The sequence below is a fragment of the Agromyces sp. Y575 genome (assembly GCF_059445445.1).
The window spans coordinates 78,721-102,342 of sequence record NZ_JCAIUI010000002.1 but is presented as its reverse complement, the minus strand read 5'-3'; the positions used below and the strand labels follow the sequence as shown (position 1 = coordinate 102,342).

Below are 23,622 nucleotides of genomic sequence, written 5' to 3'. Positions count from 1 at the left end.
TCATCGACGCACCGCGATCGGCGAGCGGCATGGACTACCACTCCCTGAACGCGATGCTGAACCTCTACGGTCCGAACGGTGAGATCCAGTTCGAGAAAGATCGCGAGGCCGCGCGGGAGTATTTCCTGCAGCACGTCAACCAGAACACCGTCTTCTTCCACTCGCTGAAAGAGCGGCTCGACTACCTCGTCGAGAAGGAGTACTACGAGCAGGCCGTGCTCGACCAGTACTCGTTCGAGTTCATCACGAAGCTCAACGATCTCGCGTACTCGAAGAAGTTCCGCTTCGAGACGTTCCTCGGCGCGTTCAAGTACTACACGAGCTACACACTCAAGACCTTCGACGGCAAGCGCTACCTCGAGCGCTTCGAAGACCGCGTGGTCATGACCGCGCTCGGTCTCGCCCAGGGCGACGAGAAGCTCGCCGTCAACCTCGTCGAGGAGATCATCGGCGGCCGCTTCCAGCCGGCCACCCCGACGTTCCTCAACACGGGCAAGGCGCAGCGCGGCGAGCTCGTCTCCTGCTTCCTGCTGCGCATCGAAGACAACATGGAGTCGATCTCGCGCGGCATCAACTCCGCCCTGCAGCTCTCGAAGCGCGGCGGCGGCGTGGCGCTCTCCCTGAGCAACATTCGCGAGGCCGGCGCCCCGATCAAGCAGATCGAGAACCAGTCGAGCGGCATCATCCCCGTGATGAAGCTCCTCGAAGACAGCTTCAGCTACGCCAACCAGCTCGGTGCTCGCCAGGGTGCCGGTGCGGTGTACCTCAGCGCCCACCACCCCGACATCATGCGGTTCCTCGACACGAAGCGTGAGAACGCCGACGAGAAGATCCGCATCAAGACGCTCTCGCTCGGTGTCGTCGTGCCCGACATCACGTTCGAGCTCGCCAAGAACGGCGAAGACATGTACCTCTTCTCGCCGTACGACGTCGAGCGCGTCTACGGTAAGCCGTTCGGCGACATCTCGGTCACCGAGAAGTACCGCGAGATGGTCGACGACCCCCGCATCAAGAAGACGAAGATCAACGCCCGCGAGTTCTTCCAGACCCTCGCCGAGATTCAGTTCGAGAGCGGCTACCCCTACATCGTGTTCGAAGACACGGTGAACAAGGCGAACCCCATCAAGGGCCGCATCAACATGTCGAACCTCTGCAGCGAGATTCTGCAGGTCAACACGCCGACGACGTACAACGAAGACCTCTCGTACAACGAGATCGGCAAAGACATCTCGTGCAACCTCGGTTCGCTGAACATCGCGCTCACGATGGACTCGCCCGACTTCGGCAAGACCGTCGACACCGCCATCCGCGGCCTCACCGCCGTGTCGAACATGAGCCACATCACCTCGGTGCGTTCGATCGAAGACGGCAACGACAAGTCGCACGCCATCGGCCTCGGCCAGATGAACCTGCACGGCTACCTCGCCCGCGAGCGCATCTTCTACGGCAGCGAAGAGGGCATCGACTTCACGAACATCTACTTCTACACGGTGCTGTTCCACGCCCTGCAGGCTTCGAACAACATCGCGAAGGAACGCGGCGAGACCTTCGATGGGTTCGCCGACTCGAAGTACGCGTCGGGTGAGTTCTTCGACAAGTACACGGATGCCGCGTGGGTGCCCGAGACCGCGAAGGTCACGCAGCTCTTCGCCGACTCGAACGTGCACATTCCGACGCAGGAGGACTGGAAGGCGCTGAAGGCGTCGGTCGCCGAGTTCGGCATCTACAACCAGAACCTGCAGGCCGTGCCGCCGACCGGTTCGATCTCGTACATCAACAACTCGACGGCCTCGATCCACCCGATCGCGTCGAAGATCGAGATTCGCAAAGAGGGCAAGCTCGGCCGCGTCTACTACCCGGCGGCGTTCATGACGAACGACAACCTCGAGTACTACCAGGACGCCTACGAGATCGGCTACGAGAAGGTCATCGACACGTACGCCGCGGCGACGCAGCACGTCGACCAGGGCCTCTCGCTCACGCTCTTCTTCAAGGACACGGCGACGACCCGCGACATCAACAAGGCGCAGATCTACGCATGGAAGAAGGGGATCAAGACGATCTACTACATCCGCCTGCGCCAGATGGCCCTCGAGGGCACCGACATGACGGAATGTGTTTCGTGCATGCTTTAGTGAGAATTACTCACTAACTGTGGGTTGAGCCTGTCGAAACCCACCGCCAGAGACATCCGCCACGAGACATCCGCTCAGAAGGAATATGACATGACTCTCACAGACCCGGTGAATTCGGCCAGCAACGATCCCGCCCACACGGGCGGCAAGTTGAAGCTGGTCAGCCACGTCAATGCGATCAACTGGAACCGCATTCAAGACGACAAAGACCTCGAGGTCTGGAACCGTCTGGTCAACAACTTCTGGCTGCCCGAGAAGATTCCGCTGTCCAACGACATCCAGTCGTGGAACACGTTGACCCGCGACGAGCAGATTCTGACGATGCGCGTGTTCACGGGCCTCACGCTGCTCGACACCATTCAGGGCACGGTCGGTGCGGTCTCGCTCATCCCCGACGCGATCACCCCGCACGAAGAGGCCGTCTACACGAACATCGCGTTCATGGAGTCGGTGCACGCGAAGAGCTACTCGTCGATCTTCTCGACGCTGTGCTCGACGAAGGACATCGACGATGCCTTCCGCTGGTCGGTCGAGAACGAGAACCTTCAGAAGAAGGCCGCGATCGTCATGGAGTACTACCAGGGCGACTCCCCGCTGAAGCGCAAGGTCGCCTCGACGCTGCTCGAGAGCTTCTTGTTCTACTCGGGCTTCTACCTGCCGATGTATTGGTCGTCGCGGGCGAAGCTCACCAACACGGCCGACATGATTCGCCTCATCATTCGCGACGAGGCCGTGCACGGCTACTACATCGGCTACAAGTTCCAGAAGGGGCTCGAGCAGCTGTCGCAGGCCGAGCGCGACGACCTGAAGGACTACACGTTCTCGCTGCTCTACGAGCTCTACGACAACGAGGTGCAGTACACCCAAGACCTCTACGACGGCGTCGGCCTGACCGAAGACGTCAAGAAGTTCCTGCACTACAACGCCAACAAGGCCCTCATGAACCTCGGCTACGAGCCGATGTTCCCGAAGACCGTCACCGACGTGAACCCGGCGATCCTCTCGGCGCTCTCCCCGAACGCGGATGAGAACCACGACTTCTTCTCGGGTAGCGGGTCGTCGTATGTGATCGGCAAGGCCGTGGTCACCGAGGATGAGGACTGGGACTTCTAGAGCTTGTGAGAGCTTTCGACCGACAGGCCAAGGAGACGGCGGAGAGCGTGTCGAGGCTGAAGCGATTGAGGTAGCCCGGATTCTGTTGATCGATGCAACGCCCCTTCCTGGAGGTCGTTGCTCGTGGTGTTGTCGTTCTCTTCTCCTGCGGCTGTGCGGTTTCTGGCCGCGGTAGGCCAGGGGCATGGCCTCAAAGGATCCGCCCGGATGGCGGGGATCGATATGGAGGTCGGTTACCGGTTCCTGCGTGATCGGTATCTTGAGCTGCGTCGTGGCGGGCTGAGTTCTGGTGACGCGGTCGATGCGCTCGGGTTCCGTTCGAGTCGGTTGCCGGACTGGGAAGCGCTGGTCGGGCGTGATGATCGCCATCATCTGCGGGTGGATTCGTCACGGGAGCAGGTGTTCTGGGCGGCATTTGAGTCTGGGGCGGACTGCGATGCCGCGTGCAGGGCAGCGGAGGTTTCGCGTTCCACGGGCTACCGGTGGATGCAACGCCGGTTTCGTGAGCTCCGTTCCGGCGGGGCCGGGGTGGCGCAGTGTGCACGACGATTGCGGCTGACTCCGGGTCGGGCCGAGGAACTCGAACGAGACCGGCAGGCAACGGAACGGAACAAGCAGAGCGCGGCGACTGCCGCGCACCGTGACGCGTTGCATGCGTCGGCAGGACTGGTCGACGCGATGCTCGGAGAAACGGACGCGTCGAAACGTCGTCGGGAACGGGTCGATCGGTACTGGCAGTTGATGCGGGAGGGCGTCAGCAACGTGGACGCTTGCAGACTCATGGGTATGTCTCGTCGCGCAGGAACCCTGATCCGTCAGCAGAACAACTTCCTCATTCCTTCGCTCACCCCGGCACGGTCGACGGGGCGGTACCTGACGGGGCGGGAGCGGGTGCAGATCGCGGACCTGCTGCGGTTGGGGTGCTCGATGCGCCAGATCGGCCGGCAGCTCGGCCGGCACCCGTCGACGATCAGCCGGGAACTGCGTCGACACCGCGGCCCGCACGGAAACTACCTGCCCCGCACCGCCGACCATGACGCGCACCGGCAACGCGCCCGCCCGAAGACCCCAAGACTGGTCGCCAACGGGCCGTTGCGGCTGCTCGTGCAACGCAAACTGAACCGGTGCTGGTCACCCGAGGAGATCGCCGGCTGGCTCCGTAAGACCTACCCGGGCGACGCCACCATGCAGCTTTGTCACGAGACCATCTACCGCGCCCTGCTGCTGCGAGAAAGCGCTGGGCTGCACCAGCGGTACGCGTTGAAGCTGCGCACCGGCCGCCGGATCCGGAAGACCCGGTGGCGCACCCGCACCGGGCAGGGATCGAGAATCCGGAACATGACGATGATCGATCAACGCCCCGCGGAGATCGAGACGAAGCAGACCGCCGGCCACTGGGAAGGCGACCTCATCGTTGGTGTCGGATCCGTTTCCGCGATGGTCACCTTGCGTGAGCGGACGACTCACTACGGGATGGTCATCAACCTGCCGAAGGATCACACCGCCGCGTCCGTGAACCATGCCGTCATCGGGGCGTTCGCCACACTGCCGGCGCATCTGAAGCGTTCCCTGACCTGGGACCAGGGCGTCGAGATGTCCAGCCACGAAGCCCTCACGACCGCGACCGGGATCCCGATCTACTTCGCCGAACGCGCCAGCCCCTGGCAGCGCGGCGCGAACGAGAACTTCAACGGCCTCCTCCGCCAGTACTTCCCGAAAGGCACGAACCTCGCCTAACACTCGACCGCACACGTCGCACGCATCGTCAACGAGATCAACCAGCGCCCACGGAAAACCCTCGACTACGACACCCCAGCGAGACGCCTGAAGGACGAACACCGCACCCCGCAACCAGCACTCCGATAGCCTGCGAACACCTACTCTGTTGCGTCGATCGTCAGAATCCGCCGCACCTTCACCGGGCCGTTTCTCGGGCGGGTGATACGAGAATGGGCAACCAGCGGGTCATCGGCGGTGACCCATTCCGCGGGGCACCCGCTAAGCCTTGCGCTGATGGACCGGCTTCCGGCGCTGCCGAGGCATGTTCTAGAACAGGGGTGCGTGTTCTTCACCGGGCGGCATCGTTGCTCGGTACGGTTCAGCTCCCTGGATCGGGCGCTTCGACAAGCTCAGCGACCGGGGACGACCAGGCAGCCGGGCTGACCGGCGACCGCGACGGGTCAAGCACGCAGGCGCGCGAGGCGCGGCGCGTCGGGCGCGAGGCGCGCGGCGACGGCGACCGCCGACAGGATCGCGCTCTCGTGCGAATCGGCGTCGGCGGTGTACAGCCCTGCCAGCGACACGCCGTGCGCGCCCTGCAGCGGGCGCAGCCGCCGCTGCGCGTCAAAGTACGCGGTGTCGATGAGCCCGTGCCGATAGGTCGCGGTCGCGTACAGCGGCTGCGGCAGTTCGTCGTCGAACGTCACCCAGCTCTTGAAGATGGGCATTCCGCGCGCAGGGCTCCACACGGACAGCGAGCTGTGCGCCCCGTCTGTGCGCACGTTCACGACCGACCACGCAGTCTCGTCGCGGGGCATGAGCCGCCGGTCACCGTGGATCGCGATGGTCGTGTCGAAGTATCCGAAGCGCGCCAGTTGCTCGCGGGTTTCGGACAGCTCCGGCAGCGGCGAGAGCAGGTCAAGCGCGGTGCGGGCATCGCAGGCCAGCACGACATGATCGAAGGGATGCCGCACGCCTGCCGCCTCGACGAGTAATGAGCCGTCCGCATCCCGAGTGAGGGAATCGACCGGCGCACCAGGGAACAGCTGCGCGCGCTCGAGCGAGGAGACGAGGGCGTCGACGTAGACCCGGAGGCCGCCGGGAACCTCGCTCTGCTCCGGCGGCGCGAAACCTTTCGGTAGATTCGCGCCCAGGTAGTACAGCGCGTTGTATGCAGCGAACCGGCGGAAATCGGCGAGGTCGACGCACCAGAATGCGAGCAGCAGCGGGAACAGGAAATCATCGACGAACGACTTCGGCAGCCGGCAGCGCTCGACATAATCGGCGATCGTGATCGTCGTGTCATGCTCGGCGAGGAACGCGGGGATGCCCGACAGGAACGCCCGGAAGCGCAGCAGATGCATGATAGCGCGCGGTGTCAGCGACGCCCACACCGGGCGGCCGCTGTTCAGCGGCGGCATCACGACCGGTCGGCTGCCGTTACCGCGAGCGACGGTGAGCGTCGCCGGATACGTGGTGCGCGGCACGTCGAGCGCGTCGAGCAGTCGGTTGAACGTCGAATACGCGGCGCTCCGCCCGAAGAACTGGAATCCCGCGTCCACGGCGAGCGTCTGCCCATCGACCTCGATGTCGACGGTGTGGGCGTGACCGCCGAGGCGGTCGTCCTTCTCGAACAGGGTGACGTCGTGATGCTGCTCCAACAGCCAGGCCGTCGCCAGACCGGCCGCGCCACCCCCGATGATGCCTATCCGCATGTGTGTGCACCGTTCTCTCTGAGCCGCCGGAGCGATCGGCTGCAAAGCCTTTTCTCAGGTCGAGGACCAGAGTCCTCCTCGATACGCCAAGGTGCCATCGAAGTCGCAGAAGACCAAGCGATTGGTCTCGAGCCTAACCATGCCAGACCAGGCGTCTGGACGCCGGCACGGGACGCCTCCAAGCCGGCCGGTCATCGCTGCACGACTGGCCGATGACGGATCGTCAAAAGGACACGCACGAGGCCTGTCGGCACGCTCCTAGTCGCGGGGAGGCGGGTAGATCATTCGTACGTTGGTGATCCCACCTTGGTTGATGCAGTCCTCTGCGAGGTCGTGAACTTGATGATAGAAGTCGACGCTTTCTGCGTCCGCGAGAACCGTCATGTTCACTGGTACGTATCGACCCAGAGGTATCGACGTGCCGTCGAACCGGAATCCGCTCCCGTCTACGGTCTGGATGAGCAGAGCCGCCGTGCCTGTCCACTCAATTCCGACTCGCACCTCGTATTCGCCTGTTCCCATGCGTTCGCTCACGGCTCGGAGAAGGCCCATGAAATCAGCGACCGCAGCCTCAATCGCAGCCGAGTCCACCCACTGACCTGGTGATTGGCCCTCTCGGGAGCGGTGCCCGCCGATGGCGGCGGCGATCGTTACCGACCCGTCGTGGTGGATGCTTGCCCATGCTTCTCTCCACCGCGTGTTCTCCGTGGTGGCCGTGTTCGGCGCGACCCAACGGCGCAGCCCCGGCCGCGGGTTGGCCAAATCGATACTTTCGAACGGGTGCATCCCATTGCGGGCGACATACACCAGTGCGTTTCTTCCGGCGACGTCGAATAGTCCCCGCGCCTCTTCGGCCGTCGGGCGCACCGGGTTCGAGATTGGCAGGCGGGGATGCGCCACAGCGATGAGCCAGGCCCTTGCGCGGGTGTCCCTGCCCGCTGCTGCTTCGTCGTAGAGGTTCGTGATTGCCTCGGCGCTGTGGCGGCGTTCCTCGAATCGAGCCCTGTACATGGCCTCGATCTGGCGTTCCTTCATCCAGACGGTATCGGCATCGTTGCGGATCGGTGCTCCGAAGTATTCGCCTCGGTAGATCAGGTGAGGGCCGTCGACGCTCTCGGGGACGACGACCGCCACCGCTCGCCGTCCGTCCTCGCCTAGGCGGTGGATGCCGAGCCCGAAAATTGGCGGGCTGACCCCCGTGACTGCAGCGCTTCGCAATGCGCGTTCGTAGCCTTCATCCAGGACACCGATATCGCGTCGACCGGTTGCGGTCTTCTGAGCTTCTTCTACCCCGTAGACGATCGTCCCGCCGCCGCCGCTGTTGGCCATGGCCGCGATGTCTTTGGGGTAGTCAGTTTGGGTCAGGCCCTTGGCTGGTGGCAGCTCTGACTTCCAATCGAGCTGGTCGGTTTCGGCCAAGCCGCTTTCGACGGCGGCGTCGATCATTTCATCGGTGATCGGCCCAGGGTTTCGGCCGAGCATTCGGTGGAGAGCGGTGAAGTCCATGCGGTCACGCTAGCGGGGGTCCGTCATGTCTCCGGCGAGCCCCGGCATTCTCGCCCCGTTGCGAGAGCGACCTCAGCGCGGGAGACCAGACGGCCGCCCGTCTCAGTAGACCATCCGCTTGCGGGACTCACACTGGCTCAACGGCAGACGGTATTCGGCTGCGACCAAGATCAGCGTTCGGAAGAAGGACGTTCGTGTCGCGTCCACCGGTGTCGCCGAAGAGGAGAATCGAAGCATGACGACGCCGGCCGAGTTCATCGACCGCACGCTCCAAGCCGAGGGTTCCGAAGTGCGGGCGCAGGCGGAGGCCAGCCGGATCGGCAATGGCCTCAGGTTCTACGGTGCGTCGGTCGGCGCTGTGCGCGGCACGGTGCGGGACGCCGACCGACGGTATCCCGGGATGTCGCACGACGAGGTCACCGCGCTCGCCGCGGAGTTGTGGGCGGAGCCGGTCTACGAGCGCCGGCTCGCGGCGATCGTCCTGCTGCAGCGCTCGCTGCCGAGGCTGCGGGGGAGTGATCTCACCCGGATCGAGCAGTTCGTTCGTGAGGCGCGTGTCCCCGGGCTCATCGACCCTCTGGCCATCGACGTGGTTCGTCCGCTGCTCGAACGTTTGGAGGAGCCGGATGCCACGCGCGCCCGGCGCATCATCGATCGCTGGTCGGAGTCCAGTGAGCCGACCCTGCGCCGAGCCGCCGGCTTGCTCTGACTCGGCATGAAGGGGAGACTGCACCGGTGACGGATATCGAGCTGGCGCGCATCGAGGCCGGCACGGTCACCCTCCACGACGCGCGCCGCAAGGTGCGGTGGAGCGTCGACCTCGAGCCGTTCGAGATCGGGGTGTACCCGGTGACGCAGGAGCAGCTCGCCGAGATGATCGGTGAGACCGCGACGCATCCCTACCGGCCCGCCACGGATGTGAGTTGGCTGCGTGCGATTCGGTTCTGCAACGCGGCATCCGAGTGGGAGGGGCTCGACCCCGTCTACACGTTCGATGGCGAGGATGTCACGTGGCATGTCGACGCCGATGGGTACCGCCTGCCGACCGAAGCCGAGTGGGAGTTCGCGTGTCGGGCCGGGTCGACGCGGCCGCACTACGGCCCGCTCGACGAGGTCGCCTGGACGAGTGCCGACGGCGTGACCGCGCCGCAAGACGTCGGCGGGAAGCATCCGAATCTCAACGGGCTCTTCGACACGCTCGGCAACGTGTGGGAGTGGTGCTTGGACCTGCTCGACCCTGCCCGCTACGACGCCTATCGCGTGTTCCGCGGCGGCGGGTTCGCCGATGACGCCTGGAGCGTCAGGGCGTCGACCGTACGAGTACAGCGCAGGGAACTACTGAGCATCGCTTCAGCGAGAGTTGAGCCGTAGTCAAGTATAGTTATTCCTATACAGGAGGGGCGGATGTCAACACTGATCAGAGACACGCGGAAAAAGCGGGGGCTCACGATATACGAGCTCGCGCGGCTTCTCGGCGTCACCCCTGGCGCAGTGTCGCAGATGGAGAAGTCCGAGCGAGACGATTCAATTCGGGTCACGACTCTGAAGCGAGCGCTTCAGGCCATGGGGGCCGATATGGCTTCAGAAGCGTACGACGCTCCGATGGCAGCCAAGCGAATGCTCACTTCCAGGTCGGCAGCAGAGGCGATCGCTCGAAAGCTCAAGGAGCGTGACGAGGACACCGCGCTTCGTATTGCGATTCAGTCACTCGAACACTTCGACTCGGCCGAGACTCCTACGGAGCGAGCAGATTTCCTTCGCAGGCCGAACTCGACTGGCGATCTGAAGTGGGACACGTTGCTCGCTACTGCTATTGGCTGGAAGGCTCAGCGGCTTGGCAGACCCAGACCGGCCTGGACGCGCATGCCGGCGCTCCGAACGGAGTGGCTCCCGGGGACTCCGGGTCGACCGTCAGACGAATATCTAGAAATGATCCGGCGGCAGGCCGACCCAGAGTTCCTCACGAAGGGAATCCTGCTGAGAGAACGTGACCTTGCGACGGCCTGAGAACGAGGACGGGCTCTTCACCGCCGACGAGATCCGCGAGATTCTTGAAGATCTCGGGAACCGCATCGCTGATCGACACGAACATGTCGATGCGTACATCGTCGGAGGCGTGGCGATAGCGCTCAACCTCGGCTTCCGAACGAGTACCGACGATGTTGATGGGCTGTTCTCGAACCACGATCTGGTACTCGAACTGGCAGAAGAGATCGCTGGTGAACGGAGCATCCCCTCTTCGTGGCTCAGCACTCGAGTTCGTTCGTACATCCCCACTTGGGCGAAGACAGATGACAAAGAAGCGCGCGTCATCGAGTTGCGCGGAATCACCATCCGACTGGCTTCTCCGAAATGGTTGCTTGCAATGAAAATGGCCGCCGGAAGGATGAAAGACCGACAGGACATCATCGAGCTGATTCGCTTTCTCGACATCCATAGAGCCGATGCGATCGTGGATTGGACGATCGAGGTTCACGGCAACGAGTCGATGATCCTCACTGACACCCCCGAAGATCTCACCCTCTTCGCTGAAGAGATGCTCCGGCTGGCATGGCCCGAGGGGAGACTGCCTCGGTGACGGACATCGAGATGGCGCGCATCGAGGCCGGCACGGTGACCCTGCACGACGCGCGCCGCAAGGTGCGGTGGAGCGTCGACCTCGAGCCGTTCGAGATCGGGGTGTACCCGGTGACGCAGGAGCAGCTCGCCGAGATGCTCGGCGAGACCGCGACGCATCCCCGGCGGCCAGCGACCGACGTGAGTTGGCTGCGTGCGATCCGGTTCTGCAATGCGGCATCCGAGTGGGAGGGGCTCGAGCCCGCCTACACGTACGACGGCGAAGACGTCAGCTGGCACGTCGATTCCGACGGGTTCCGCCTGCCGACCGAGGCCGAATGGGAGTTCGCGTGCCGGGCCGGGTCGACGCGGCCGCACTACGGCCCGCTCGACGAGGTCGCCTGGACGAGCGCGGACGGCGTGACCTCGCCGCAAGACGTGGGCGGCAAGCATCCGAACCTCAACGGGCTCTTCGACATCCTCGGCAACGTCTGGGAGTGGTGCTGGGACCTGCTCGACCCTGCCCGTTACGACGCCTACCGCGTGTTCCGCGGCGGCGGGTTCGCCGATGACGCCTGGAGCGTCAGGGCGTCGACCCGGCGGGGCGGCGCTCCGCGCATGCACCATGAAGACGTCGGGTTCCGTGTCGCGCGCGGCGGGTTCGATGCGTCGGATGCCGCGCAGGGATGGTCCGCGGAGGCAGACTTGGAGCGCGCGGCGATCGACGGCCCGCTGCCATTCGGATGGACGCCTCGCGGCTGACCGAACGACCGATGCAGCGAGCGGCGTGTGTCAGCCGGCCGTGTCGCCGACGTGTCGCAGACCTGCGAGCACGTGGGCGATGCGGTTGCGGAGTTCGTCGGCGTCGGGCATGCCGAGGTGGAAGGCCAGGCGGTGGTAGACGGGGCCGTAGAGCAGGTCAAGCGCGACGCCGAGGTCGGCATCCTCGGGAATCTCGCCTGCACGCTGCGCCGACCGCAAGCGATCTTCGAAGAGCACGATGTTCGGCCGGATGATCTGCTCGCGGAGCTGGGTCGCGAGCGCCGGATCGCGCTGCGCCGCGGCGATGATCGCGGCGACCGGCGACGTGTCCTGCGGGATGTAGAGCGCCACGACCGCGGTCAACTGCGTGTGCAGGTCTCGCGCGAGGTCGCCCGTGTCGGCGTGGCTCGCCGTGCTCGCGGTCAGGTCGGAGACCGCCTCGAGCAGGACTGCGCCCTTCGAGGGCCACCATCGGTAGATCGTCTTCTTGCTGACTCCGGCGCGCTTCGCGATCGCCTCGATCGTCAACTGAGCGAATCCGGTCTCGCGGCAGAGTGCCATCGCGGCTCCGAGGACCGCGACGCGAGCACGCTCGCTGCGTCTGCTGGGATCGGGCGGCGTGGTCACCGAATTCTGCGGCGTGGTCACTCGATCAGAGTACACGCTACGTGTCGTGTTGCATTGACGCTCGGCCATCTGCTACTTTCTGACCAACACGACACGTAGCGTGTCGTTACGGAAGCAGTGGTGGCGCCCGGGCGGCGTCGCGCCGGAGCAGAGGAGCAACATGAGCGTGGCAACTGGATGGCCCGGCGCGATTGCCGACGCATCCGCCGACGTGGCGAACACCGAACAGCCCGAGGCCCGCAGGCGTCAGCTGCCGGCCCAGTACCGCGCAGCCATCGATGCCGTCGAGCGGTACCTGGTGCGCCGGGGCGACCTCACCAACGGCGACATCCTCGATCGCCTGCTCGACGATCTGGCCGACCTGTTCGAGCAGAGCGCGGCCGACGGCGTCGCGGTGCGTTCGATCGTGGGGGAGGACCCGGTGGAGTTCGCCGACCTGTTCCTCGGCAACTACGCCGAGGGTGAGGCGATCGACGCCGAGCGGAGCCGACTCCGCGAGACGATCGACGCGATCGTCGGCGGTCTGAACGGCCCGCTTACGCGTGGGCGAGAGAGATCACTCCCATGACGATGAAGAGTGCGCCGGAGACGGCACCGGCGATGCCTCCGAGCGTCATGAAGAGCCCGCCCCGCACGTGAAACCAGGCCACATCGAGCGGCGGGACGTCGGCGGCGAGCCAATCGGCGATTGAGTTTCGGCCAACGATCAAAACCGGCGCACTGCACACTTGGATGATTCCTGCGATGAGCAATGCGGTTGGCGTCACGATGCGGAGTCAGGCCACGAGCCCGTAGGCGCTGGCGGTCGCGAAGAGGTTCATCGCGGCGTGCACGACGATCGACGGCGCCGGCCGGTGCCCCACCATCGCGAGACGAACACGATCCAGGTGACGACGAGCACCGGCATGGCGAAGCTCACTGCCAGCCAGACCGGATAGCTCACCCACTCGATCGGAATGATCGATGGCCCGATGATGCAGGCGACGAAGATTCCGACGCCGCCGAGGGCATGAAGAAGACCCCATCGATGGGCCGACGGGGTCACGGGTGCCGGGGCGCTGATGACGTCTACGTCGACGACAGTAGCGGATCGAGCGCAATGAGCGGATTTCATCGCTCTGGCCCGCCTGACCGATCACGCGCACGGGAACGAAGGGGCGGATGACGCGCGACAACCGCGCAGGATGGTCCGCGGAGGCAGATCTGGAGCGCGCGACGATCGACGGCCCGCTGCCATTCGGATGGACGCCTCGCGGCTGAGGGCCCGGGTGGAGTTGGCTCAGAGCCCCCAGTAGTAGGCGGCAGCCGACCCGTTCGGGTTGCTCGCGACGGCTTTGACGGTGACGAAGGACGTCGGCCCGGGCCCGACAGGGCACGTCACCGGGATACTGACCGCTCCCGATGATCCGCCGCCCGACACGAGCAGTGAGAAGCCGCCGGTCGCCTGGTAATCGGAGTCGGTGAGTGCGTAGTAGATGTCGACGGTGTTGCCCTCGCGGGCTTCCCAGCCGAAGCCGAGCGTCACGACCTGGCCTGTCGGATTCTCGCCGCAGCTCGCGCGCTCGCCCGGCCACATCCCGGTGATCCCGGGGTCGTAGGGATGCTCGGCCGAGCCGGTCCCGCTCGAAGGGTCGCCCCCAGACGGGTCGCCTCCGCTCGAGGCATCCGCTTCCGCCTCCGCGGCCTGCTTCGCCGCGGCGTCGGCCGCCGCCTTGCCGGCCTCCTGAGCTGCAACGACGGCGTACGAGGCTGTCTTCACTCGGGCGAGTGCTGCCTCGACGTCGTCGGTAGTTCCGAGGTCGGCGACGGCCTGGGCGAGCGAGTCTCTGGATGCGCCGGCGAGCGGACTCGCGATGATGAGCGCTTCAGCTTGCGCTTCGGCGCTTGCGACGAGGCCCTCCAAGGCTTCGGCGACGGCAGTGACGGCCGCCGACACCTCTTCAAGTTCGCCGTCCGCGAGGGCGAAGGCGAGCTTGACGCGCGCGGATTCGAACGCCGTTGCGGCGTCGGGACGCACTGCTGCAGCGAGCGAAATGGTGAGTCCGTCGAATCCTGCGTTGAATCGGGCCGCGGTACCCTTCGCCTCGGCGAGAGTTTCCGCCGCCGCCGCGGCCTTCTGCTCGGCAGCCACCTCTTTCGCCGCGATCTCGAGGGACAGTTGCCGGTTGCGCTCGTCGGCGGCGACCGCGGCGACCGGGATCGAGACGGCGCCGAGGAGGATGACCGCGCCGGCGGCGGTGGCCGCGACCCGGGCCCACGTCGGAAACGCCGTGAACTGTCTGACGATCTTCACAGTGGGCGTCCTCCTCGACGATTCCTGAGCATCGCGTCAAGCATGCCACCCGCTCGACGTCGAGCATCATACGGCAGGAGGGCCCAACTCTTTTGCATTTGGCGGTGAGGTGACACACCCTCGGCAACGTGCACCCGATCTAGCCCGGAGCGGATGATTCCTCGATCGCTCTGGAGTTCTTGCTGCGGCGATCTGCTGGGGCGACAACTTCGCTGAGGCGTCCCATCGCCCAGCTGAGTCGTTCGAGCGCAAGCAGCGCCGCGGCGGCGGGCGAATCGCCACCGGATGGTGAACGGTCGATGACCGGAAAACCAGGAGGCGGTTCCCGAGCGATGGTGGGGGACTCGACTGAGCCATCCAGCTGCCGACGAACACGAGCCGCCATGTCGCGAGTGTCGGCGATGGCGCCCTGCAGCGCACGCTGGTGCCCGAGTGGAGAGCCCCCGGCCATGGCCAGGGCCATGGCCATCTGAGCGAACCGGACTGCCGACCTCGTCGCAATGTACATGAGATGGATGGCGGACTCTTCGCGCTCGTGCCGGCCGGCCAGGAATGCCGCCGACATCGCCGAGACGGTCTGGTCGACGTCCTCCTGCGCAGCTTCCAGCGCCTGCACTCGCGCCAATACGTCGCTGCTCCCGCCTGGTGTCGCAAGGAGATCCGACCCCTGCTGCAGCAGCTCATCGAGGGCGTCGAAGTAGGCATTCACTTTGGTGACGAGAGCCGGGCGCGAGTTCGACGAGAGGATCAGGTAGGCACAGAGCACGCCGATGACCGCACCCATGAGCGTCTCCTCGAGGCGCAGCTCCAGAATGTTGCCGTGAAGCACTCCGAGCATGCCGTAGATCGCCACCAGCATGACCGTCATGAAGAATGACGAGTACACGTAGTTGAGCGGTCCGAAGTAGAGCATCCCGAAGATGCCGACCACACAGATCGCGATGAGAGCGGCGGTGTTTCCGTGGGCCAGGTACGCAGCGCCGACACCGACGAGGATTCCCGCTGCTGTCCCCGTGACGCGGCGATACGCGCGTGTGAGGATGCCGCTGCGTGTGGTGGTGCTGAGGAAGATCACGAACGCCGTGAGTACCGCCCAGTACCAACGCGACGCGGAAATGGCCTCTCCTGCGATGGTGGCGATCGACGCGGCGATCATGGCTTGTACTGCGAGCCGACTCGTCGGAGTCCATTCGCGCCACGGCCTCCATCGCAGCGCCCGCTCTGGGGCCGTGGCGTCAGAACGGTGAGAAGCCGGCGACCGCGTGGGGCCCACTTTCGACTGCGTCGACGACCCCTGGCTGAGATCGAGGGCACGAACGCGCGCATGAGCGAGGGTGCTCTGGGCCATGGGGTATGCGAACCTGCCGTCCTCGCTGTGATGCACACCGGCGAGGACCTGTTCGGCCCACGATGCAGCCTCCGCGATCTGCGCATCAGATGCCTGTTCATCGAGCATCGTGAGCGTAGAGGTGAGTGGCCGGCCCTGGACAGCGGATGCTGCGCCGTGCTTCGAGCCGGCGACTCCAGTCAGCTCGAAGCACACCTCTTCTGTATCGATGCGGGCGTCGAGAACCCGTTCGGCCAAGGTCTCCTCGTCGCAGTCGATGTACTGATCTGTGCGAAATCTCTGCTGCCACGACGTGACAGCACGCCCGATCGCGTCCATCCGTGCAAGGCGTGCGCGCAACGTGCGGGTGTGCTCAGGAGCGAGCGCTGCTTCAAGAGCCGACGCCGAGGCGATCCGCAGCTCGGTCAAGAGCACTGCGAGCTCACGTCGCGGTCGCTGGATGCCGAGCAGTAGTCGCGCCACCAGCTGCGTCGAAACTGCTCCGATCGCGAGCAGGCAGTATGCCGGCAGCTCCGCCGTCGTGGGCGCCATGAACAATGTGAAGAAGTACGCGAGGAAGCCCATCGTCCCCAGCGCCGTGGCTCGGGGACCGAACCGGCGGATCCACATGGCGACCCCGGTGAGGAGCACGAACACCACGACCACCGCGGGCCGCCACGCAGAGAGTACTGCGGCGAGCAGTACGGCGAGCAGCACGACCGGTACGAGCAGCGCCGCCGTGATGACACGGCCCCCAGGGCTCCGGTCTTTCACGATGTTGCCGGCCTGAACAGAAAGGAAGACCGCCATGGCCAGAAGCGCACTGTCTGCGTTGAGCAGGTGCACCACCGTCAACGCGAAGAGCGCACTCCCGAGCACCCCTGCCGACACCGCGGCGGCAGCAGTCAGGCGCGCTCGACCTGGATCACGTGCACCGAGCACGTATGAAACGCGATTGGTGGCGCTCATGGTGCCGCCCTCGTTCTGGCCTGTCTCGTCACGCGCATCGACCTCGTCGCCCCTGCTGTTCTCTGGGAACAGTAGGTGCGACGCGGTCGGAATGTGCGCGGGCTACTTCGCAGAAGCAGCACCAGCAGTAGCCTGCGCCTGCGCTGCAGCGAGGAACTGCTTCTCCATCGCGAACGTCAGCAGGTTCAGCGGCCCTTTGTCCTCGAATTTGTCGCTGACGTCGCCGGCGATGCCGTGCTTGACGGCCAGGTCGTCGACGAGATCGAGCTTGAGCTGCGGTGCACCCTCGCTGAGATCCAATTCATCCAGGTCTATCCAGACGATGTTCGGGCGGGTCGTCGACTCGAACACGTAGCGCTTGTTCGTCAGATCGCTGACGACCTGCCACAGTGTCTGCGACGCGTCAGGCTTGCCCGGGTCGGGCTCGCGGAACGGCTGCGCCGCGTTGCGGATGACGCTGAACATCGCTGCAATGGCAGCGAGCTGCGTCTTCGGCTGCTCGAGACGCGACACGTAGTACGACGCCCGTGCGAACCGGTCGCTCGCGAGCGTCGACCCGGGGATCGGCTTGTCGCCGCCGAGACCGGTGATCGTCTTCACGAGCTCGAGCTGGTGATCGTACGTGGGCGAGTTCGTCATGACCGTGTACTCGGCGCTGTGGTACACCTTCGGCTTGCCGTCGCTGTACTCGATGATCGCTGAGTCGCCCCTGGCGTCGTCGAGCGCGAGGTGGATCGCCGGGGGCTTGCCGCCGGTCGGGTCCACCATCTGCACGACCTGGACGTTCGTCTCCTCGACCCACGCGACGGCTTCTGCCACGGTGCCGAAATTGTCGAGGAAGTACTGCATCCACACGGCCTGACTCAGTTTGGTGCGGTCAGTCTCGGGGGTGCCGTAGTCGGACTCCGCGAGCCATAGCACGTGACCGGCGAGGCCTGCTTCGTTGAGACCGTCGACTGAGATCATGTCGAACGCGGTCGCCACGACGCTGCCGTACTTCGAGGTCCAGGTGAGCCGGCCCTCTACGCCGTCGTCACGCGAGATGCCCTTCGGCTGTGTCCACACGTTCGTGTGCAGGTCCTCGTGGAAATCCATGTTGCGGCCAACGATGACCGCTCGGTTGGCGTTCGGCCACATCACCCGAGTGCACATATCTGTCTCCTTCTCTGAGATCTCCGAGATCTTCGGGCTTCGGGCTTCGGGCTTCGGGCTTCAGGTGTTCGGCAGAAGTACACGTTCAGTCTCTCGAGCGATACTCTTCTTTCGCGCGAGGATCAGGGGAATTCATCCTCGGCATCGCCCTCTGCTTCACCCGGGTCTCACTCCCGCCTCACCCGGGATCCATGGGGCGGATGCGGCGGTGCTGGGACCTGCTCGATCCTGCCCGCTACGACGCGTATCGCGTGTTCCGCGTCACACGCGGCATCCGGAGCTGGGTCATCGCCATAGGCCAGGTTCCCGTACCGTTGTGCGAGTGAATTCACCTGTCAGCGCCGTCGCGGTCGGAACCCTCGGCCACCTGAGTCTCAACCGTCCGGAGTCGATCAACGCGATCGACCTCGCGATGATGCATGCCTTGACCGAAGCCCTCGACAGGTGGGCGGTCGATCCCGCCATCTCGGCGATCTTGCTGGACGGCGTCGGCGACTACGGGTTCTGCGCGGGCGGAGACCTCCGTGAGGTCTTGGCAGGTGCGGCTGGGGGTATGACGATCGGAGCGGTCTTCTTTCGCGACGAGTACCGCTTGATCGCGAAGCTCGCCGAATACCCGAAGCCGGTCGTGTCGATCATGCACGGGATGACGATGGGTGGCGGCATCTCGCTTGGCGGCCACGTCTCAACACGGGTCGTGACCGACCAGGTGAAACTGGGGCAAGGGGAAACCGGCTACGGCTTCGTTCCCGACGGCGGAGCGACCTGGCGACTCGCGCGTGTTCCCGGCGAGATCGGCACGTATCTGGCCATGAACTCGGTCGACATGACCGCCGCGGACGCGATCGCCCTCGGCTTCGCCGACGTGATGGTGCCGATCGGGCGGATCCCGGAGCTGACCGCGGCGCTCACGGACGGCGACGATTCGACCGCACCTGACGAAAAGGTACGGCGGTTCGCGGCCGACCCCGGTCCATCGACGTTGTTCGATCGGCGTGACTGGATCGACGCGTGCTATTCGGCTGACACGGTCGAGGCCATCCTCACGCGGCTCTGGGCGTTCTCGAACGGAGAGGAGGTCGAGGGACTCCGCGCCGCCGATTCGAGTGACTCCGGGGCCGCGGCAAACGCGGCCGATGCCGCCGATACGCTGCTCCGATTGTCACCGACGGCTCTCGTGGCGACCCTGCGCTCGGTGCGGGCCGCGCGCAACGGCGAGACGCTGCGCGACGCGCTGGAGCGTGAACTCCGCCTCGCCCGCTGGTTCACGATGCAGCCCGACCTGTTCACCGGAGTGCAGGCGCTTGTAGCGCAGAGCACCGGCACGCTCCACCAGGAGACCGTGCCTGAATGGCGACCCGCAGATCTCGCGGACGTCAAGAGCTCCGACATCACCGCGGCCATGGAGACCCCACTCCGCCACAGCGTGTTCCGCCGCGACCTTGCCATCCCCGAAGAGGCACCAGAGTCCTGATGTAGTGCGTCGTGACCTTGCACCATGGTTCACGCCGGTCGAAGTCGCCATGGGCGCCGAGACGCCGCTGAGCGAACTACTCGAAGCCGACCGTGCCCACGGGTCCGCCCTGAGGGTCGGTCAGATAGACGGCGTGTGACGGCTCGCGAAGACGTCCGTTGTGGTCGATGATCCGGTCGGCGTAGTCCCGAAGCTCCGCGAGTTGGGCAGCGCTTGGTGTGCCCTGGAATGTGCGCTCGAGCTTTGTACCGTAATCGGTGTGGTCGTGACCGGGCGCGACGATGAGCCCAGGCATCGCCGCGCGCAGGGCGCTGATCCGGTCAATTGAGTCGAGCTGATTCGACTGCGCTTTCTTGCCCAGCATGATCGGTCGCAACTGGCCGCTCGCGAGGTGCCGCAATGTGTACAGGGTGTCGCCCGCACACAACAGTTGCCAGTCGCCCCCGTCGATGAACACCGCCATGTGGCCCGCCGAGTGGCCCGGGGTCGGAAGCAGCACCACGCTGCCGTCACCGAACACATCTTGGCTCGACTCGAATGAGTGGAATGGGCCGTCTGTGAATCGCACACGCTCTGGGTCGGTCAATACACCCTTGAGAGACGGGGTACGGCGGAACAAGAAGATACCGAGGTTTCGTGAGGTCCAGTCCGCATCGGATACGAGAAAACGCGCGCCGAGAAGGTCGCGCACTCCGCCCAGGTGGTCTTCATGCAAGTGGGTGAGCGCGACCGTCTTGATGTCGTTCGCGTCAAGGTCGCGCTCGCGCAGTTGCACGAGCAGTTGCTGGTTCTCGTCGAGGGAGTACTCGTCGTCGTCGAAGGCGGCGCGAAGGAGCGGCCCGTCGTAATAGTCGCGGTGATCGTGCGCCTGACGCAGGTTGATACCGGTATCGACCAGCATCGCCCCGTGTTGTGGGTGCTCGACCAGAAACGCATACAAGGGCACCATGATGTAGTGGCTCTTGTCGGTCAGAAACTTCGAGATCGCCCGCAGCCCGAGCCACTCACCGTTGGAACCGCCGTAGAACTGGCCGAATGGCACCTTGGTGTCGCCGACGTGCAGCACGCTCACTTTCATGTAGTGCTCTCCTTCGATGGTGATGGGCGGGCCGCGTGGGTCCAGCTCGCGAGGTCCTTGTCGGTGATGAAGTCGATGGCGCCTGGTGCGGCGCCGAGCGCAGCGTGGATCGCGTCGACGTACGCGCGAGTGATCGAGGTGAGGATGTCGCGGCTCGCTCGCCCCTCGCTCATGTCGAGCAGCGTCATCCCGATGTTGTCTGCACATTCTTGGAGCAGAGAGACGACGACGCGCGCGGTGCTTGGTGGGTCATCCACCCGGAATTCACCGGACTCGACGCCAGCTTCGACGACCTTTGCGATGAGGGGCGTGAAACGGGTGGCGGCGCCCACTCGGGTTCGGCGCTGGACGAGGACGTTCTCGTCGGCGTAGAGGGCGCGCAGCGAGTCGACCAGGAACTCTCGGTCTCGCAGCTTCGCGACGCCGATTGCCTGCAACATGCCGCGCATTCGATCCGTTGCCGGTGCGTCGGACTCCGCGATCGGCCCGATGAGCCCCTGCCATTGGTCGAGCCGTCGCTCGAGGAGTGCCTCGAGCACGTCGGCTTTCGACGGGTAGTAGTGGTAGAAGGCGCCCTTTGACATCCCGGCGGCAGCGACCAGGTCGAGGATCGTGAGATTCTCGTATCCGCTCGTTGCGATCAACTGGTCGACTGCGTCGAGGATGGAGTCCCGCTTTGCCGCGTGCGCCCCGGCGTTGAGAGTTCGCGCCATACATGCCTCCAATTAATAAACCGACCGACGGTCTATTAATACATGTTCGGTCTGCTTCCGCAACCGAACGGCTTCTCGGAGGAACCGAGTACGTCGCGTATTACCTCGCGCTGTGGATCGGGATCGTCAGTCTCTCGCCGTCATCGGCTGGGTCAATTCGGAGCGCAACCGCTGCCCCTGGTACGTCCGGCTGCTGAGCTCGGGTCCAGGGATTCAGACCGCGGCGGCCTCTCGCGGCGGGTTGTACATGAACTCGATGCGGATGCCGTTGTCGTCTTCGACGAAGGACGCGTAGTAGCGGTCGCTGAACCTCGTGAACACCTTCGGATCGCGCACGGCCGTCCAGCCGGCGGCGACCGCGATCTCGTGCAGACGGTCGACCTCCGCGCGTGAATCGACGGGGAACGCGAGGTGCTGCCATCCGACCTGGCCGTGCTGGTGCGGTCCACTGCCCGCTTCGCGGGCGGGGAAGAGGATCAGCTCCTCCTCGCCCTTGTACCAGGACACGCTGTTGTCAGCATCGTGCCGAGTGCAGCCGAGCGCCACCATCACTGGATCGAACTGCGTGATGGAGCGGGGCAAGTCGTCGACGGTGACGCCGAGATGGTCGAAGAGAGGCATCCGGCCATCATATGGGGGACCATTTCAGGGTGAGGATGCCCGCCGCAGAACTGTGAGGGAATGACCGAGGGCGGTCACTCGACGAGCTTGCCGGCCGTCGAGACCTCGCGCATGAGCTCCACGATCTCCTCGGGGATCGGCGGGATCGTCTCACGGGCGACCCCCGTCGACGGCGACCAGACGAGGTTCACTTGCAGCGAGGCATCCATCTCGGGGTAGTCGCTGCGGTTGTGGCATCCGCGGGTCTCGCGTCGTTCGAGCGCCGCCTCGAGCGTGGCGCGCGCGGCGAGGGCAGCCGACTTGAGGTCGAAGGCGTGTGCGAGATCCTGGTAGCCGGCGATGTCGGGGTGCACACCGACATCCGCCATGCGCGCCTCGATCGCGTCGAGCTCGGCGAGGCCGGCCAGCAGGCCGGTCTCGTCGCGCACGACTCCGGCGTGCTCGGTCATGGTGTCGCGGATGGCGCGCTGCAGGGCGCGCACGTTCTCGGCGCCATCGGATGCGACGAGCCCAGCGATCTCGTCGCGCGCGGTCTGCACGGCGGTCGCCGACCGCTGCTGCGCGTCGAGCGCGGCCGAGTACGCGGCAGCGGCCCGCCCCACGATGCGTCCGAAGACGAGCAGTTCGATGAGCGAGTTGCCGCCCAGGCGGTTCGCGCCGTGCAGCCCAGAGGATGCCTCGCCGATGGCGTAGAGGCCCGGGACATCCGTGCCGTGGTCGTCGGGGCGCACCCACACGCCGCCCATCGAGTAGTGCGCGGTGGGCGCGATCTCGATCGGCTGCTTCGTGATGTCGAGCATCTGCAGCTCGAGCATGGTCTGGTAGACGCGGGGGAGGCGCGTCATGATCGTCTCGCGGGGCAGGTGCGAGACATCCAGCCAGACACCGCCGTTGGGGGTTCCGCGGCCCTCCTTGATCTCGGTGTAGCAGGCGAGGGCCACGCGGTCGCGCGTCGAGAGCTCCATGCGCTCGGGGTCGTACTTGGCCATGAAGCGCTCGCCGAGGCCATTGGTGAGGATGCCGCCTTCACCGCGGGCCGCCTCGCTGATGAGGGTGCCGGCCGCGTTCTCGGGCTCGATGATGCCCGAGGGGTGGAACTGCACGAGCTCGGGGTCGCGCACCCGCCCGCCGGCCTCGACGGCGAGCCGCCATGAGTCGCCCGTGTTCTCGTCGCGCCGTGAGGAGGTGCGCCGCCAGATGCGGTTGTGGCCGCCTGCCGCGAGGATGACCGCGTCGGCGTGGATGAGATAGCGCGTGCCGTCTTCGAGGTCGAAACCGTAGGCGCCGAAGACCGCGCCGTCGTCGTTGACGAGGATGCGGGTGACGTACACCGTGTCGAGAATCGGCACGTTCAGCTGTGCCGCGCGATTGATGAGCGTGCGCTGGATCTCGAGCCCCGTGTAGTCGCCCGCGAACGCCGTGCGGCGGTAGGTGTGGGCGCCGAAGAAGCGCTGCGAGATGCGGCCGTCGTCTTCGCGGGCGAAGGGCATGCCGTAGCGCTCGAGGTCTTCGATGCCGCGGGCCGCGCCCGAGGTGACGATCTCGACCGTGTGGGGGTTCGCGAGCAGGTAGCTCTCTTTCAGCGTGTCGGCGGCGTGCTGCTGCCAGCTGTCGTCGGCATCCATCGTGGCGAGGGCGGCGTTGATGCCGCCGGCCGCGAGCGAGGTGTGGGCATCGGACTTGGGCCGCTTGCCCAGGGCGAGCACGTCGACGCCGGCCTCGGCGAGTTCGATGGCGGCGCGCAGGCCCGATCCGCCGGTGCCGATCACGAGCACGGTCGTGGAGATCTGCCGCTCTGAAGCGGTGCTGCCTGAGGTGGTCGAGATGGTCATGCGTTCAACGCTAGGTTGGACAATTGGATT

Annotated in this window: 21 protein-coding genes; 10 read left to right on the top strand and 11 right to left on the bottom strand. The window is 65.3% G+C overall.

The genetic code is table 11. The features are described from left to right. Positions 1–29: 29 nt before the first annotated feature. From nrdE to AC1C2U_RS06630, 3 genes are all read left to right on the top strand, one after another. Entirely contained in the window at positions 30–2,135 is a 2,106-nt protein-coding gene (nrdE, locus tag AC1C2U_RS06640; protein ID WP_495360949.1) for a class 1b ribonucleoside-diphosphate reductase subunit alpha, read from the top strand. 90 nt (positions 2,136–2,225) lie between these two features. Continuing rightward, positions 2,226–3,248 (top strand): class 1b ribonucleoside-diphosphate reductase subunit beta, encoded by a 1,023-nt coding sequence (gene nrdF / locus AC1C2U_RS06635; RefSeq protein WP_495360948.1) that lies wholly within the window; start codon positions 2,226–2,228, stop codon positions 3,246–3,248. Between the two features lie 207 nt (positions 3,249–3,455). Then, a complete protein-coding gene (locus AC1C2U_RS06630) occupies positions 3,456–4,985 on the top strand; it encodes an IS30 family transposase (RefSeq protein ID WP_495360947.1) in 1,530 nt (509 codons plus the stop codon). Positions 4,986–5,428: 443 nt separating this feature from the next. Here AC1C2U_RS06630 and AC1C2U_RS06625 read toward each other — a convergent pair whose 3' ends face one another. After that, on the bottom strand, positions 5,429–6,682 hold the full coding sequence (locus AC1C2U_RS06625) for an FAD-dependent oxidoreductase (RefSeq protein WP_495360946.1): 1,254 nt from the start codon (positions 6,680–6,682) through the stop codon (positions 5,429–5,431). A 258-nt stretch (positions 6,683–6,940) separates the two neighbouring features. Next, the gene (locus AC1C2U_RS06620) at positions 6,941–8,188 is read right to left on the bottom strand and encodes an AlbA family DNA-binding domain-containing protein (RefSeq protein WP_495360945.1); all 1,248 of its coding nucleotides are present in this window, start codon (positions 8,186–8,188) and stop codon (positions 6,941–6,943) included. 235 nt (positions 8,189–8,423) lie between these two features. On the opposite strand from AC1C2U_RS06620, the gene AC1C2U_RS06615 reads away from it, so the two are divergent. Genes AC1C2U_RS06615 through AC1C2U_RS06595 form a run of 5 tightly spaced genes read left to right on the top strand, consistent with a single transcriptional unit; the run spans position 8,424 to position 11,506 of the window. Beyond that, positions 8,424–8,897, top strand: coding sequence for a DNA alkylation repair protein (locus tag AC1C2U_RS06615; RefSeq protein ID WP_495360944.1), 474 nt, complete (start codon positions 8,424–8,426; stop codon positions 8,895–8,897). A gap of 26 nt (positions 8,898–8,923) precedes the next feature. After that, positions 8,924–9,559 (top strand): formylglycine-generating enzyme family protein, encoded by a 636-nt coding sequence (locus AC1C2U_RS06610; protein WP_495360943.1) that lies wholly within the window; start codon positions 8,924–8,926, stop codon positions 9,557–9,559. A gap of 33 nt (positions 9,560–9,592) precedes the next feature. Then, a complete protein-coding gene (locus AC1C2U_RS06605; RefSeq protein WP_495360942.1) occupies positions 9,593–10,195 on the top strand; it encodes a helix-turn-helix domain-containing protein in 603 nt (200 codons plus the stop codon). Then, positions 10,176–10,766, top strand: a complete 591-nt coding sequence (locus AC1C2U_RS06600) for a DUF6036 family nucleotidyltransferase (RefSeq protein ID WP_495360941.1) — start codon at positions 10,176–10,178, stop codon at positions 10,764–10,766. Before AC1C2U_RS06605 ends, AC1C2U_RS06600 begins: the two co-directional genes overlap by 20 nt. Further along, positions 10,763–11,506: a formylglycine-generating enzyme family protein gene (locus AC1C2U_RS06595; RefSeq protein ID WP_495360940.1), complete on the top strand. Its 744-nt coding sequence runs from the start codon at positions 10,763–10,765 to the stop codon at positions 11,504–11,506. The genes AC1C2U_RS06600 and AC1C2U_RS06595 overlap by 4 nt, the downstream gene beginning before the upstream one ends. A gap of 30 nt (positions 11,507–11,536) precedes the next feature. Here the strand turns inward: AC1C2U_RS06595 and AC1C2U_RS06590 are convergent, their stop codons facing one another. Continuing rightward, on the bottom strand, positions 11,537–12,154 hold the full coding sequence (locus tag AC1C2U_RS06590) for a TetR/AcrR family transcriptional regulator (RefSeq protein ID WP_495360939.1): 618 nt from the start codon (positions 12,152–12,154) through the stop codon (positions 11,537–11,539). Positions 12,155–12,293: 139 nt separating this feature from the next. Between AC1C2U_RS06590 and AC1C2U_RS06585 the strand changes: the two genes are divergently transcribed. After that, positions 12,294–12,701, top strand: coding sequence for a DUF1048 domain-containing protein (locus AC1C2U_RS06585; protein WP_495360938.1), 408 nt, complete (start codon positions 12,294–12,296; stop codon positions 12,699–12,701). 249 nt (positions 12,702–12,950) lie between these two features. On the opposite strand, the gene AC1C2U_RS06580 is transcribed toward AC1C2U_RS06585, so the two are convergent. The 4 genes from AC1C2U_RS06580 to AC1C2U_RS06565 all read right to left on the bottom strand — a co-directional run bounded on the left by AC1C2U_RS06580 (position 12,951) and on the right by AC1C2U_RS06565 (position 17,874). Next, complete coding sequence (locus tag AC1C2U_RS06580; RefSeq protein ID WP_495360937.1) at positions 12,951–13,178, bottom strand: hypothetical protein; 228 nt, start codon at positions 13,176–13,178, stop codon at positions 12,951–12,953. 234 nt (positions 13,179–13,412) lie between these two features. Further along, entirely contained in the window at positions 13,413–14,426 is a 1,014-nt protein-coding gene (locus AC1C2U_RS06575; protein ID WP_495360936.1) for a PspA/IM30 family protein, read from the bottom strand. Positions 14,427–14,565: 139 nt separating this feature from the next. Next, positions 14,566–16,722, bottom strand: a complete 2,157-nt coding sequence (locus AC1C2U_RS06570; protein WP_495360935.1) for an FUSC family protein — start codon at positions 16,720–16,722, stop codon at positions 14,566–14,568. A 102-nt stretch (positions 16,723–16,824) separates the two neighbouring features. Next, positions 16,825–17,874: a linear amide C-N hydrolase gene (locus tag AC1C2U_RS06565; protein ID WP_495360934.1), complete on the bottom strand. Its 1,050-nt coding sequence runs from the start codon at positions 17,872–17,874 to the stop codon at positions 16,825–16,827. A 322-nt stretch (positions 17,875–18,196) separates the two neighbouring features. Between AC1C2U_RS06565 and AC1C2U_RS06560 the strand changes: the two genes are divergently transcribed. Beyond that, positions 18,197–19,348: an enoyl-CoA hydratase/isomerase family protein gene (locus AC1C2U_RS06560; RefSeq protein ID WP_495360933.1), complete on the top strand. Its 1,152-nt coding sequence runs from the start codon at positions 18,197–18,199 to the stop codon at positions 19,346–19,348. A 76-nt stretch (positions 19,349–19,424) separates the two neighbouring features. Here the strand turns inward: AC1C2U_RS06560 and AC1C2U_RS06555 are convergent, their stop codons facing one another. The 4 genes from AC1C2U_RS06555 to AC1C2U_RS06540 form a co-directional block, all read right to left on the bottom strand. Further along, complete coding sequence (locus tag AC1C2U_RS06555) at positions 19,425–20,414, bottom strand: MBL fold metallo-hydrolase (RefSeq protein WP_495360932.1); 990 nt, start codon at positions 20,412–20,414, stop codon at positions 19,425–19,427. 8 nt (positions 20,415–20,422) lie between these two features. After that, positions 20,423–21,139 carry a TetR/AcrR family transcriptional regulator gene (locus AC1C2U_RS06550; protein WP_495360931.1) on the bottom strand — a complete coding sequence of 239 codons (717 nt, stop codon included), beginning with the start codon at positions 21,137–21,139 and terminating at the stop codon, positions 20,423–20,425. 213 nt (positions 21,140–21,352) lie between these two features. Next, complete coding sequence (locus AC1C2U_RS06545; protein WP_495360930.1) at positions 21,353–21,760, bottom strand: VOC family protein; 408 nt, start codon at positions 21,758–21,760, stop codon at positions 21,353–21,355. Positions 21,761–21,834: 74 nt separating this feature from the next. Next, positions 21,835–23,592: an L-aspartate oxidase gene (locus AC1C2U_RS06540; protein ID WP_495360929.1), complete on the bottom strand. Its 1,758-nt coding sequence runs from the start codon at positions 23,590–23,592 to the stop codon at positions 21,835–21,837. Positions 23,593–23,622: the final 30 nt, after the last annotated feature.